Genomic DNA, 13,943 nt, shown 5'->3' on the forward strand with positions numbered 1-13,943 from the left:
CCGGCCGGAATGTTGGCGGCCGCCGGGATGGTAGCTGTTTTCGAAACCCGGGCGGGGGGGGGGGGGGGGGGGGGGCGGCCCCCCCCCCCCCCCCCGGGGGGGGGGGGGGGGGGGCCCCCCACCTCTCATGGTGGCTTGGCACTAGTGCCGCTGAGATAGGGCAATGCGGAAGTGCCTTACAGCAGCGTGCCGCGCAGCAGCAGCAGCGCCACCGAGAAGTAAATAATCAGGCCTGTGACGTCGACCAGCGTGGCCACGAAGGGCGCGGAGGACGTGGCCGGGTCCAGGCCCAGCTTCTTGAGCAGCAGCGGCAGCATGGAGCCCGCCAGCGAGCCCCACAGCACGATGCCCACCAGCGCAATGCCCACCGTGAGGGCCACCAGCACCCAATGCTCGCCATAAATGGGCGTGATGCTCTGCCAGATGGCAATGCGCCCGAAGCCCACCAAACCCAGAATCAGGCCCAGGGCCGAGCCCGTGATGAGCTCGCGCCGCAACACCCGCCACCACTCGCCCAGCGTGAACTCGCCCAGCGCCATGGCCCGGATGATGAGCGACGTGGCCTGCGAGCCCGAGTTGCCGCCGCTACTGATAATCAGGGGTACAAACTGCATGAGCACGATGGCCTTTTGCAGCTCGCCCTCGAAGAACTGCATGGCCGAGGCCGTGAGCAATTCGCCCAGAAAGAGCACCACCAGCCAGCCGGCGCGTTTCTGCACCAGCGTCAGCAGCGGCATGGTGAGGTAGGGCTCATCGAGGGCTTCGGAGCCGCCGAGCTTCTGCATGTCCTCGGTGTCTTCCTGCTCCCGGATGCTGAGGATGTCGTCGATGGTTACGATGCCGAGCAGGATTCCCTGGTCCGACACCACGGGCAGGGCGTTGCGGTCGTTGCGCCGGAAAATATCGATGGCTTCCTCCTGGTCCTGCGCCACGGTGAGTTGCACGAAGCGGCGGTCCATCAGGTCGCGCACCCGCGCCGCCGGGGCTGCCAGCAGAAATTCCCGGATGCGGATGTCGTCAATCAGCACGCCGTGCGCGTCGGTCACGTAGAGCATGCTCAGCGTTTCGGACTGCCCGCCGTGCTGCCGGATGAAGTCGAGCACCTGCTGCACCGTCCAGTTCTCGCGGATGGCGATGTAGTCGGGCGTCATCAGGCGGCCCACCGAGTCTTCGGGATAGCCCAGCAGCTGCAAGGTCACTTTGCGCTCTTCCTCCGAGAGGCTTTGCACGAGCTCGGCTACGAAGTTGGCGGGCAGGAACTCCAGCAGGGCCGTACGGTCATCCGGCGACATCTCGTTGAGAATGTCGGCCATCTTGTCCTGGGCCAGGTTGTCGAGAAAGTGCCGCTGCTCCTCCAAATCGAGGTATTCGAACACCTCCGTGGCCAGCTTCAGCGGCAGCAGCCGGAAGATGATGAGCTGTTCCCGTTCCTCTTCGGCCTCGATGAGTGCCACCAGCTCCGAGGGTTGGAAATCGCGGAGCAGCTGCTTGAGCTTAAAAAATTCGCCCTCCTGAATCAGGGACGTGATGGTTTCCACGGTCTGCGGCTGCATGAAAAAGAGGGGAGGGGAGGTGCTTCGCTAGGCAAGCGGGGTTGATGAAGGGGATAAGCTCCACAAAAGTAGGCCGAATCGGGCGGGAAACGGGTGCCGGCAAACGATAAAAGAACGCCATGCAGGGCGTAGCGAAGCATCTTGCCAGCAGTCACTAATCCTGTCGATTGGATTGCGTTGAGCAGTAAAGATGCTTCGCTACGCTCTGCATGACCGTCTTTATTGCGATTAGGTACGTAACCGCGCCGATGGCCCACCCGTCCCCAAATCCCCGCCGCCGACCCATCTTGCCGCCCAATCCCCGTGCTCATGCCTGAAAATGCCTTTCCCCTTGCCGCGCCGCTGGGCACCCTCGTGGTGCTCGGCGGGGGCGACGACGACCCCCTGCTGACCCTGCTGGCCGGCCTGCTGCCCGACCGCAACCTGCCCATCGAGGTGCTCACCACGGCCACCCGCCGCCAGCCCGCCCGTACCGCCGCCGCCTACGCCCACGCCTGGCACCAGCTGGGCTGCCCCCACGTCCGGCACCTGCAAGTAAACGAAGACCACCCCGCCGACGACCCCGCCACGCTCACGCGCCTACGCCGGGCCGCGCTGGTGTTCATGAGCGGCGGCGACCAGGAGCGCCTCACCGATTTCCTGCTCGGCACCGAGTTTCTGGCCCTGCTCAAACAGAAATACCAGACCGAAGCCGGCTTCATCATCGCGGGCACCAGCGCCGGGGCGTCGGCCGTGGCGGAGTTCATGCTGGTGAATGGCCACGGCTGGCGCAGCCTGCTGAGCGGCCGCATCGAAGTAAAGCCCGGCCTGAACCTGCTGCCCGGCGTGCTGCTCGACCAGCACTTTGCCGAGCGCGGGCGCTACCCGCGCCTGATGCATGCCGTGCTGGCCCGGCCCGAATTACTGGGCATCGGCCTGAGCGAGGAAACCGGCCTGCTCATTCGGCCCGGCCAGCCCGCCCAGGTATTTGGCGAGGAAGCCGTGGTGGTTATCGACGCGGCCCGGGCCACCCACAATAACCTGCCCGGCCTGCCCGAGGGCGCGGTCATCAGCGGGCACGGCTTGCAGCTGCATGTGCTGGTGGCCGGGCAGGTGGTGGATATCGCGGGGCGGGCGGTGCGGCCGGAGTAGCGTAGCGCGGACTTTTAGTTCGCATCCCCGCGCCGTTTGGATATCGTTCGGGTTTCCGCTGGGGACGCGAACTAAAAGTTCGCGCTACATCTTTAGCGGCGCACTTCTACCCAGCCTTTGGCGCGGCGGTCGTCGGCGTCGCGCAGTTGGTAGTAATAGATGCCGTCGGGCAGGCCGGTGGCGTCCCAGTTGTTGTGGTAGTCAGCGGTCTGGTACACGCGCTGGCCCCAGCGGGTGTACACTTCCAGCGAAGCCGGCCGGCAGCTGAAGCGGGGCTGGAAGGTCTGGTTGGCGGCATCGCCGTTGGGGGTGATTATGTTGGGCATGAACACGTCGCCTACCTCCACGGGCGAGAAGCCGGTGAGCACCTCACAATTGCCGTAGCGGGCCGTGAGCGTGACGTGATACGTGCCCGGCTGGGTATAGCGGTGCTTGGGCTCGGCCTCGGTGCTGGGCGCGCTGCCATCGCCAAAATCCCAGCTATACGTGGCGTGCGGGGCCAACAGCACCGGCGAGAGCGGGCAGTCGAACGGCGCGAGGCCGGTGTAGCGCGGCGCGGCGGCGCACTCCGGCAGGCTCAGGCCCACATCCTGGGCCGACACCGGTGCCAGCACCACCGTGCGGGTGGCCGTAGCCTGGCAGGGACCCTGCGCCACGGTATAAATAAGGGGAAACACGCCGCCCCGGTTGCCGGTGTTTGGGGGCGTGAAAAAGCCGCCGGCCGTGACGCCGGTGCCGCTCCACACGCCCCCGGCGGGCGCGTAGCCGCGCAACTGGAAGGGCTGGCGCAGGTCGGCGCACAGGGTGGTGTCGCGGCCGGGCGTGATGACGGGCAGGCGGCTCACCGTGACCTGCTGGCTCAGGGTGCCGCAGCCCAGCGAATCGGAAATGGTGTAGGTGAGCGTGTGGGTGCCCGCACCGGCTGTGGCCGGGTCGAAGCGGCCATTGCTCACGCCCGGCCCGCTGAAGGTGCCGCCCGCCGGTGTGGCCGCCAGGGCCACCGCCGCCGCTACTATGCACTGCGTGGGCACCGGCGCGAACGTGGGCACCACCGGCGGAGCCACCACGTAGCGCACGCTGCGGGTGCTCAGGCAAATGCCGGTGGTAGCCACCGTGTAGTTGATGACGTACTGCCCCGGCCCCACGGCTGTGGGCACGAAGCGATAGCCGCCGCCCGGGGCCGGCTGCACGCCCGGCCCGGCCCACACGCCGCCGACGGGGCTGCCGGCCAGCGCTACGGCGCCATTGTCGAGGCACACGTAGCGCCGCGGGCCGGGGTCAGCCTGCAACACTTCAAAATTCATTTTGAAAGCCCCGTTGTTGCAGTTCGAGCTGCCGTTGCGCACGGTGTAGGTGCCCGCGCCCGGCGGCAGCGGAAAGCCCAGATTGCTGCTGCAGCTGGCGCACACGGCCTGATATACCACGCCGCGCTTATCGAAGCGCGAGGTGCCGCCGTCGACGTGCTCAAGGGCGCCGTTCTGGCCGAAGAAGGTGGCGTACTCCAGCTTCGTCATGCCGGCCGAGAACTCGGCCAGGTAAAAATCGGAGCCGTCGGTGGTGCGCTGCACGGCGTTGGCGGTGGTGGGCAGGCCGGTGGTACTGCCGCCCAGGTAGCTGATGCCGGTTCGGCTTGGGCTATTCACCTGCCCGCCCCAGCCGCACACGTACACCCGCTCGCAGTCATCGACGAGGAAGGCGGTGGGCACCAGGTTCGGGCCGTTGGTGTTGCTCCCGCTGCCAAACGCCGTGCTGTAGAGGCTGGAGGTGAGGTCCGGGTTCAGCTTCTGAATAAATTGCGTGCCGTTGGTCGTGGCGTAGAGGCCCGTCGTGGCGGGGTACTGCCCCAGCGTCTGGCCCAGCAGGTAGACATCGCCGTCTGCATCGAGCTGTAATAAAAAAGCCTGGTCGTAGGCACTCGTGCCCACGTAGCTGCTGCGCTCCAGGGTACGGCCATCGGTGCTGATGCGGGCCACGAAGCCGTCGGTGCCGCCCGGCGCGGTGGTGCGGTAAGCCCCGCTGGTAGCAGGGAAATTGCTGGAATTGGTGCCGCCGCATACGTACGTTCGGCCTTGAGTATCTAGCCGTATCGAGTAGGCGGCATCGGTGCCGGTACCGCCCAGAAAGCCGCCCCAAAACGTCACACGCAGATTTGCCGACAGCTTGCACACCACCGCATCATAGCCAAAGCCCGGGGCTAGGGTGTCGTTGAACCCGTTTCCTTGGTTAAACAATGGAAAATTGCGCGAGTTGGTAGTCGATGCCACATATACATCGCCTGCCGCATCAAGCAGGATATCGCCGCGAAACGTGTCGCCGTAGTTGGCGGCCAGCGGGCTGGCCACCACCCCATCGTTGCCCGAGCCGCCCAGGTAAGTGCTGGCCAGCAGTTGGCTGCCATCGGCGCTGAAGCGTGTCACGAACAGGTCGGAGCCGTTGGGCATGTTGTAGGGGTCGCCATCGCCAAAAGGGTCGAGGTAGGTACCGCCCCCGAAGGTGCGTTGCACCGCGCCGGTGGTGGTGGGGTAGGTGGTCGACGACGTGCTGCCCAGCACCACCAGCTCGTTCTGCGCGTTCACCACCAGGCTGTGCGGAAATTCGGTGCTGTTGCCGCCCAAGTAGGTGGCCCACACCCGCGCCGCCGCGCCGCTCACGCTGGTGTTGTACTTGATGAGGCCGATGTCCTCGATGCTGCTGAAAGTGGTGTGGAACGCGCCGGGTGTGGCCGGGTAGGTGCCGCCCAGGTTGCTGGCTACAATGCCGCCCGAATACATATTGCCCGCGTTGTCATAAGTGGCCGTGAAGCCCCAGTTGTCGGCCGTCGAGCCAGTGAGGGTCGAGAACTGCACCGTGGGGTCGATGGTCAGGGCGCGGGCGTGGTCGTAGTCGCCCAGGGCAAAGGTGAGGGTGTTGCCCGTGAGCATGTAGCGACAGGCCACTGCCCGGCGCTGCCCGGCGGCATCGAGCTGCCAGGCCCGTGGGGCCAGCTCGGTGGTGGTGCCCACCGTGGTTTTGATGACGAGGTTGCCGGCCGCGTCTAGGGCCAGGGCGCTGGCCCCGTCGTAGCGCAGGGCCACGCGGGCGGGGTTGGCGCGGGGGGCCAGCAGCACGTCGTACTCCAGGTGCTGGCCGGCGTTTTCGTAGAGGGTCAGGTCGATGCCGGGCCACAGGCTGGTGTAGCGCAGCTGCCGGAACGCGCCGACGTGGCTGGCCCAGCGCCGGCTGTCGTTGCCGAGGAAGTAGTTGCGCTCGCCGGCCGTGGGCGTTTCGGCCGTGAGGCGGGCGCGGGCGCTGGCTTTCTCAAAATGCACCGTGTAGGTATGGGCCGCGATGTCATCGGCTTTGGCAGTGCCGGTGGCCGGGCGGGGCTGGCCGTTGTGGTGGCGCAGGGCGGCGGGGTCCAGGAAGGCGTAGGTCAGCGCATCGGGCAGCACAAACAGCGTGCCGGCCGGCAGGTTGGCCTCGTAGCGCACGCGGCCGTCCCACTGGCCCTTGTTCTGCACAAATTCGAGGCTGGGGGTGGAAGGCGCTACGGCTGCGCCCCGCGCCGCCTGTGCGGGGCGCGGCAGCAAGGCCGCGCAGCATACTAAAGCCAGCAAACAGCGGCTCACCAAGGGAAAAGATAGGGGCATAGAAACGCCAGAGGCAGGAAGGAGTGGAAAGGCAAAGATTGGCAAAAAAGCGGGGCTTGCCTGGCGGCCGCCCCGGCGTTTTGCCGGAACGGCAATCGTGCAAAAATCGTGCGCGGGCACGGCGGTGATTAAACCCGGGCAGGCACGGGCGATATGCTGGTCGGCGGCCAATGTACTGGCCCGCTTCTTCGCCCTGCTCAGGCGGGGAGGCGAGACCAGCTACCGGCGGCTGAGGCAGCATGACGGCCCCGGGAAGGCTGATTCCGGCCGTTGCGGCGGAACCTGCGTTATAGCCTCGGTGAAACGGGGCTGCTATACCTCCCCGAATGCCCCCATAATTGCGGGGCCACCGCTGGTTACTCGCTTAATGATAGAAGACACCCACCACTATTTTTCCAACGCCGTTGGGTCGGTCCTGTACGTGCCCGGCTCGTTCGTGTACCTGCACTGGACCGGCGAGCCGCTGCATAGCTCCGAGCTGCGCGCCCTCTACGTGCATGCCCGCAACCTGCTGCTGCGCTATGACCTGCGCCGCATCCTGGCCGACCACCGCGCCATGCCGGCGGCCTTCGATGAGGCCGACCGCGACTGGCTGCTCACCGACTGGTTTCCGCACACGGTTGAGGAAATACCGCACGTACGCTACGCCGCCCTGCCCAGCCCCGACCCGCAGCGCCGCCTGCACACCGATGCCGTGGTAGCCGCGCTGCGCCGCTACGCCACCGTGGCCCTATTCGATGATTCGACCACCGCGACTAGCTGGCTGCAAGCCGGCTAATTGCCTGACGGTGAATTTCCGGTCATGATTATCGGGGCTGTGCTCATGGGGCCGGTTGTGGGCGTGGGCGCTGGGGGCCTGTTGGTCCAACAACCCGGCGGGCCGTAGCCGGGGCCAGCCGTTACCTTTGCCGGCCCATTTGCTTGTGCCGTGCGCCGCTCTTTTGCTTTCAAATTTACGTTGCTCACCCTGGCTTGGCTGCTGCTGGCCATTGCCTGCGAGCAGGTGCCGGCCGGCGCGTTCTGGCCGGTGGTGTTTGGGGCGCTCACCACGCCGGTGGCCTTGCTGCTCACGGCCTTGCTGGCCCTGTACTGGCTGCGGCGCAATTGGCGGGTGGCGGTGCTGCCCATCGTGGCCCTGGGCCTGACGTGGCCGCACGTGCAGCGCGGCCTGGCGCTGCACGCTTCGCTTAATGAGGAATCAGGGGTGAAGAATGAGGTATTGCCAAATGGAAAAACGCTTCATTCCTCCTTCTTCATCCCCCATTCGAACGAAGTGAGCCTGATTTCGGCCAACGTCCGCATCTTCAACGTGTACGCCCAGCTACGCGACCCGGACTACGCCTCCTCCAGGGGGTTCATCCGGTGGCTGGCCGCCAGCCCGGCCGACGTGCTCTGCCTCCAGGAGTTCTACAACGAGCCGCGCCGCTCGAAGGAAAGCGGCGGCATCTTTCAGTCGGAAGACCAGCTGGGCAAGGGCAGCGGGCGGCACGCCTTCGTGTCCACCAGCCTCACCAACAGCGCGGGGGCCGAGTTCGGACTGGCCATTTTTTCGCGCTTCCGCATCGTGCGGCAGGGCGTCATCCCCTTCGGCAAGCTCTCGCAGAACCATGCCATGTGGGCCGACCTGGCCCGCCCCGCCGGCCCCGGCCGCGCCCGGCCCGATACCATCCGCGTTTTCAACCTGCACCTGCAAAGCATGGCCATGGCCGAAAGCGACATCGCCACCGCCACCGAAAGCCGCGCCGGCCTCCGCCTCAAAGCCCCCAACCTGCTGCGCCGCTTCCGCAACGGGGCCGTGGCCCGGGGCGTGCAGGTCGATACCATTGTGGCCCGTGTAGTCCGCTCGCCCTACCCCGTGCTGCTGGCCGGCGACACCAACGACCTGCCCTATTCCTACGTCTACGACCAGCTGGCCGACCACCTCCAGAACGCCTGGGCCACCGTGGGCCTCGGCCTCGGGGCCACCTACAATGGCAAGCTGCCCGGCCTGCGCATCGACCAGCAGTTTGCCAGCAAGCAGTGGCAGGTGCTGGGGTGCCGCGTGCATCGGGAAATCAAATGGAGCGACCATTTTCCGGTGGAGGCCTTGTACCGCCTGAAGTAGGGGCGGGGCTTGCCCCCGCCCGTCGTTGCGCGGAGTCGTCGGAATAGTGCGAACGGCGGGCGGGGGCAAGCCCCGCCCCTACATGTTGCCCAACTTGACCTATCGACTTGCTCAACTCATTAGGACGTTTTGCACAAAACGTCTTGATGAGTTGAGCAAAAGGCCCTAATCTTTTGTTTCGGCCTCCCCGCCGCCGCACGTCGCGCGGCCCGCTACCTTTGCACCATGTCGCTTCAGCTTTATAACACGCTTACCCGCAAGAAAGAAGAATTCCAGCCCGTGCATCCGCCCCAGGTGGGCGTGTACCTGTGCGGCCCCACCGTGTATAGCGAAGCCCACCTCGGCAACGCACGCGGCCCGGTGGTGTTCGACGTGCTCACGCGCTACCTGCGCCACCTGAACTACCAGGTGCGCTACGTGCGCAACATCACCGACGTGGGCCACCTCGAAAGCGACGCCGATACCGGCGAGGACAAGATGGAAAAGGCCGCCCGCGCCGCCCGCATCGAGCCCATGCAGGTGGCCCAGCACTTCACTAACCGCTATCGCCAGCACATGCTGGGCCTCGGCTGCCTGCCGCCCGACATCGAACCCCAGGCCAGCGGCCACATCATCGAGCAGATTCAGGTAATTGAAGAAATCATTGGCAACGGCCTGGCTTATGAGGTGAACGGCTCCGTCTATTTCGACGTGCCTAGGTACAATGAAGAAGGCAAGCGCTACGGCAAGCTCTCCAACCGCAGCATTGAGGACCAGCTGGCCGGCACCCGCGCCAACCTCGAAGGCCAGAGCGAGAAGCGCAGCCCCCTGGATTTTGCCCTCTGGAAGAAGGCCTCGCCCGAGCACATCATGCGCTGGCCCTCGCCCTGGGGCGAAGGATTTCCCGGCTGGCACTTGGAGTGCTCGGCCATGAGCCGCAAGTACCTCGGCGAGCTGAGCGACATCCACGGCGGTGGCCTCGACCTCATGTTTCCGCACCACGAGTGCGAAATTGCGCAGAGCCAGGGCAGTCATTCGCACACCGACGAGGCGCGCTTCTGGGTGCATAACAACATGATAACCGTGAACGGCACCAAGATGAGCAAGAGCCTGGGCAACTTCGTGCTGCTGGGGGATATGTTCCAGGGGCCGACCGGGCCGCTGGCCTTCGGCTACTCGCCGATGGTGGTGCGCTTCTTCCTGCTGCAAGCCCACTACCGCTCGCCCGTGGACGTGAGCGACGACGCGCTGCAAGCCGCCCGCAAAGGCTACCGCAAGCTGATGAACGGCCTGCGCCTGCTGGACAAGCTGACGATTAACCAGCCCGAAGTAGGGGATGATTCTATGGACATCGCCGCTACTTCCCTGCTGGCTCTGGCCGCCAAACCTGCCGAGTTCCTCGACGACGACTTAAACACGCCCCGCGCTTTGGCCGCGCTGTTCGATTTGCTTAAGCAGTTCAATAAATTCGCCACTAACCCGGTTTCTTTGGCCGAAGTCGGCCCCGAAGCCTTCGCGCAAGCCGCCGCCACCTACCGCACCTTGGTGCAGGATGTGCTGGGCCTGCGCGAAGAAACCGCCGTCGACCCCGAGCAGCTTATTGCCCTCACCCTGGGCTTCTACTCCGAAGCCAAAGCCGACAAAGCCTACGCCAAAGTGGACGTTATCCGGGCCGCCCTCAAAAACCAGGGCATCGTAATAAAGGACACCAAGGCCGGTGTAGAGTGGGCCTACAGCGAGGAGTAGCCGAACAGAACACTGCGAGACACTGCGTTTTTAAACACTGCGAGACCCTGCGTGAAAAATCTTCTTCCCCGGCTGAGCATCCTGCTGGCCGCCACCGTCCTGCTCACGGCCTGTCCCGATAAAAAGGCCACCGAAACCGCCGAAACCACTGCGGCCGCCGAGCCCAAGCTGCCCAAGGCCCCGGTGTTCAACGCCGACTCGGCCTACGCCTTCACGGCCAAGCAGGTGGCCTTTGGCCCGCGTGTGCCCAACTCCAAGGCCCACGTTGCCACCGGCAACTGGCTGGTGGCGAAGCTCAAAAGCTACGGCCTGAAGGTGATGGAGCAACCCTTCGAGGCGATGACGTTTGACGGTACCAACATCCACGCCCGCAACATCATTGCCCAGTACCAGCCGCAGGCGGCGCGGCGCGTGGCCATTTTCGGCCACTGGGACACCCGCCCCTTCGCCGATGCCGACAAGGTGAAGAAAAATGCCCCCATGGACGGCGCTTCTGACGGGGCCAGCGCCGTGGCCGTGGCCCTGGAAATGGCCCGCGTGCTCTCGCAGCAGCCCGAGAAGCTAGCTCCCAACGTGGGCGTTGACTTCATTTTCTTCGATGCCGAGGACTGGGGCCACGACGACACTACCCAGGCCGACCTGAAGGACCAGCTGGCCGGCAGTGGCACCGATTCCTGGTGCCTGGGCTCGCAGTACTGGGCCGCGCATCTGCTGCCCGCCAACTATAAGGCCGAGTACGGCGTGCTTCTGGACATGGTAGGAGCGAAGAACGGCAAGTTCACCCGCGAAGAAACCTCGCGCACCAGCGCCCGCACGGCCCTCGATAAAATCTGGGGCGTGGCCTCGCAGCTGGGCTACTCCGACTACTTCCGCTACGAGGACACCGGCGGCATCACCGACGACCATGTGTACACCAACCGGGCCGGCATCCCCACCATCGACATCTACCACTACAACTCGCCCACCGACTATTTTCCCGCCTACCACCACGCCACCACCGACAACATGGCCATCATTGACCGCAATACGATGAAGGCCGTGGGACAGACCATGTTGCAAACGCTGTACGTGGACTAAGCTTTGGAATAACCAGGTATTTAGAACGGCCGGCGGGGCAACCTGCCGGCCGTTTTGGGTACCAGTGGGGTGCCCTCAACCGTCCTTTCCCGTTCCGGTACGCCCCGCACGAAAACCCCGCCATGTGCAACGCGGCGGTGCGGGATTTTCCGGGGCCGCCGTAGGGGCAGGCCGGCTTCTGCCCAATGAATAACCGCCGGGGCGGGAACCAGGCATTAATGACCGACCCGCTAAGCCGGGGTTTCTTCAGTAGCAAATACCATCGGGTTTGCCGTCACCGCCATCGGGTTTACCGAAACGGCCATTGGGTTAATCCGAAACATTGGGGGCGAGCCCGGCTAGGCGGTGGTGAGCCGCGCCCCCGCGCCGTCCACGGTCAGCGTCATGGGCTGGCCCACCACCAAGGCCAGGTTGTCGGCTTCGTGGCCCACGGGGAAGCCGTAGCCCACCGGGAAATCGTACATCTGCGCGTAGCGGTCGATGATTTCCAGGGCGGTGCTGCCGAAGGGGATGGCGTTGTCGCGCATGGAGGAGAAGTGGCCCACCACCAGTCCCGCCAGACTAGCCAGCTGCCCGCTGCGGTGCAGGTGCAGCATCATGCGGTCAATGTGGTAGAGGTATTCGTCGAGGTCCTCCAGAAACAGGATGCGGCCCGCGAAGCCGGCCTGCGAGGCCGTGCCCGTGACGGTCTGGAGCAGGCTCAGGTTGCCGCCCACCAGCGCGCCGGTAGCGGTGCCGGGCCGGTTGAGGGCGTGGGCGGGCACGGCGATGGGCTGGAAGGCTTCGCCGAACAAGGCCCGGCGCAGGGTTTCCAGCGCCAGCTCGCCGCCGGCCTGATGAAACAGCACCGGCATCACGCCGTGAATGCTGGCGTGGCCCAGGGCCAGCAGGTGCGCGTTGAGCACCGTCACATCGGAAAAGCCGGCCACCCACTTGGGCGCGGCCCGGAAGCCGGCAAAGTCCAGCCCGTCCACAATGCGGGCCGTGCCGTAGCCGCCCCGGGCGCAGAGGATGGCGCGGATGGCCGGGTCGTCGAGCTGCTGCTGGAAGTCGCGGCGGCGCAGGTCGTCGTCGCCGGCAAACTGGTGGTGGTCGCCGGCGATGCTTTCGCCCAGCACCACGTCCAGGCCCCAGCTCTGGAGGGTGGCGATGGCGGGGGCCAGCTCGGCCGCGCTGATTTTGCGGGCGGGACTGACGATGGCGACGCGCTGGCCGGCGCGCAGGGCAGGGGGGAAGGAAATCGACATAAAGTAGCGGGACTATGCGGCTGCAAATAACGCAGGCTGTATCTTCGGAACCAGCGCCGCCCGCCCGGCGGCCTCAACCCCGGCTCCCTTTCCGGCATTGATACCGGGACTGGGCTCTGGTTAATTGCCCGGCTCACCTTTTCCTTTTTTCGTGATGAAAACACTTTTCCTCTTCTTGGCGGCCCTGCTGCTCACGGCGGCCCGGGGGGCCAGCGCCCAGGCCGTCATCGACACCACCGGCGGGCGCTACTACCGGCCCGTGTTTGCCAACGTGACCGTGACCTCGGGCGTGGCCTACGGTGCGGCCGTGAACTCGGCCGGAGCCAACCAGACGCTGCTCCTGGACATCTACCAGCCCACCGGCGATGTGCTGGCCGGGCGGCCGGTCATCGTCTTTGCCCACCAGGGCGGCTTCATCGGGGGCTCCAAAACCGATGCCTACATGGTGGCCGTCTGCACCCAGTTTGCCCGTCTGGGCTACGTCACGGCCAGTATCGACTACCGGCTGCTGGATTTCGGCACCATTGCCACCGCCTTCGACACAGTGAACATTGCCAAGTCGGCCATTCGGGGGATGCAGGATTTGCGCGCCGCCGTGCGCTTCTTCCGCAAAGACGCGGCCACCACCAACACCTACCGCGTCAATCCCGGCTACGTCATCGTGGGCGGCTCCTCGGCCGGGGCATTTGCCGCGCTCGAAGTCGGCTACCTCGACAAAGCCGCCGAGGTGCCGGCCTACGTGGGCCTGGCCGCGCTGGGCGGCGTGGAGGGCGTGAGCGGCAACCTCGGCTATAGCAGCCTGCCCCAGGCCGTGCTCAACCTGAGCGGGGCCACCGAAACCCCCAATTACATCGAGGCCGGCAACGCGCCCCTGTGCAGCGTACACGGCACCGCCGATGCCACCGTGCCCTACCTGCAAGGCCGGGTGGGCTCATTCCTGCCGCCCAAGTACGTGTACGGCAGCGGTCGCCTCAACCCCCGCGCTACCGCGCTGGGCATCCGCAACACGCTGCGCACCCTGCGCGGAGCGGGCCACATTCCCTTCGAGAGCAACGCGGCCTACGCCGATACCACCTTCCGCACCATCCGCGATTTTCTGCGGCCCGTGCTGGCGCTGCCCGGCCTGGTTGTGACGGCCGCTAAAGTCCCGGCCACCCTCGCGCCCGCCGCCCAGGCCTACCCTAACCCCGCCGCCGACGCCATCCGCATCCAACTGCCCGAAGCCTGGGCCGCCGCCGCCGAAGCCCAGCTGATTGATGCCGCCGGCCGGGTGGTCCGCACCATTCGCCCCACCAGCACCCGCGACCTGAGCGTACTGCGCGGGACGCTCAATGCCGGCATCTATTTGCTGAAAGTCCCCGGCCAGCCCCCGGTCCGCATCGAGTTCCGCTAACCGCCCGCAGCTAACCGAAGAACCCAAAGAGGCCCCGAAACAGCGCTGGCGTTTCGGGGCCTCTTTGGTTGTGTTGGGCTGTAA

The 13,943-nt window shown here is 65.8% G+C and carries 9 protein-coding genes; 6 read left to right on the forward strand and 3 right to left on the reverse strand.

The window, feature by feature from the left end:
- Positions 1–176: 176 nt before the first annotated feature.
- The gene (gene mgtE, locus ACVWYF_RS21930; RefSeq protein WP_457072230.1) at positions 177–1,553 is read right to left on the reverse strand and encodes a magnesium transporter; all 1,377 of its coding nucleotides are present in this window, start codon (positions 1,551–1,553) and stop codon (positions 177–179) included.
- A 309-nt stretch (positions 1,554–1,862) separates the two neighbouring features.
- Here mgtE and ACVWYF_RS21935 point away from each other — a divergent pair, with 309 nt between their 5' ends.
- Positions 1,863–2,684: a cyanophycinase gene (locus ACVWYF_RS21935; RefSeq protein ID WP_457072232.1), complete on the forward strand. Its 822-nt coding sequence runs from the start codon at positions 1,863–1,865 to the stop codon at positions 2,682–2,684.
- Between the two features lie 92 nt (positions 2,685–2,776).
- Here the strand turns inward: ACVWYF_RS21935 and ACVWYF_RS21940 are convergent, their stop codons facing one another.
- The gene (locus ACVWYF_RS21940; RefSeq protein ID WP_457072234.1) at positions 2,777–6,313 is read right to left on the reverse strand and encodes a DUF7948 domain-containing protein; all 3,537 of its coding nucleotides are present in this window, start codon (positions 6,311–6,313) and stop codon (positions 2,777–2,779) included.
- 367 nt (positions 6,314–6,680) lie between these two features.
- Between ACVWYF_RS21940 and ACVWYF_RS21945 the strand changes: the two genes are divergently transcribed.
- The 4 genes from ACVWYF_RS21945 to ACVWYF_RS21960 all read left to right on the forward strand — a co-directional run bounded on the left by ACVWYF_RS21945 (position 6,681) and on the right by ACVWYF_RS21960 (position 11,219).
- Positions 6,681–7,091, forward strand: coding sequence for a hypothetical protein (locus tag ACVWYF_RS21945; protein WP_457072236.1), 411 nt, complete (start codon positions 6,681–6,683; stop codon positions 7,089–7,091).
- Positions 7,092–7,241: 150 nt separating this feature from the next.
- Positions 7,242–8,417 carry an endonuclease/exonuclease/phosphatase family protein gene (locus tag ACVWYF_RS21950; RefSeq protein ID WP_457072238.1) on the forward strand — a complete coding sequence of 392 codons (1,176 nt, stop codon included), beginning with the start codon at positions 7,242–7,244 and terminating at the stop codon, positions 8,415–8,417.
- Positions 8,418–8,642: 225 nt separating this feature from the next.
- Positions 8,643–10,142, forward strand: a complete 1,500-nt coding sequence (gene cysS / locus ACVWYF_RS21955) for a cysteine--tRNA ligase (RefSeq protein ID WP_457072241.1) — start codon at positions 8,643–8,645, stop codon at positions 10,140–10,142.
- A 51-nt stretch (positions 10,143–10,193) separates the two neighbouring features.
- Positions 10,194–11,219: a M28 family peptidase gene (locus tag ACVWYF_RS21960; protein WP_457072244.1), complete on the forward strand. Its 1,026-nt coding sequence runs from the start codon at positions 10,194–10,196 to the stop codon at positions 11,217–11,219.
- 338 nt (positions 11,220–11,557) lie between these two features.
- Here the strand turns inward: ACVWYF_RS21960 and ACVWYF_RS21965 are convergent, their stop codons facing one another.
- Positions 11,558–12,466 carry a S66 peptidase family protein gene (locus ACVWYF_RS21965; RefSeq protein WP_457072247.1) on the reverse strand — a complete coding sequence of 303 codons (909 nt, stop codon included), beginning with the start codon at positions 12,464–12,466 and terminating at the stop codon, positions 11,558–11,560.
- A gap of 154 nt (positions 12,467–12,620) precedes the next feature.
- Between ACVWYF_RS21965 and ACVWYF_RS21970 the strand changes: the two genes are divergently transcribed.
- Entirely contained in the window at positions 12,621–13,859 is a 1,239-nt protein-coding gene (locus ACVWYF_RS21970) for a T9SS type A sorting domain-containing protein (protein ID WP_457072249.1), read from the forward strand.
- Positions 13,860–13,943: the final 84 nt, after the last annotated feature.

It is taken from the genome of Hymenobacter sp. UYAg731 (genome assembly GCF_054061335.1).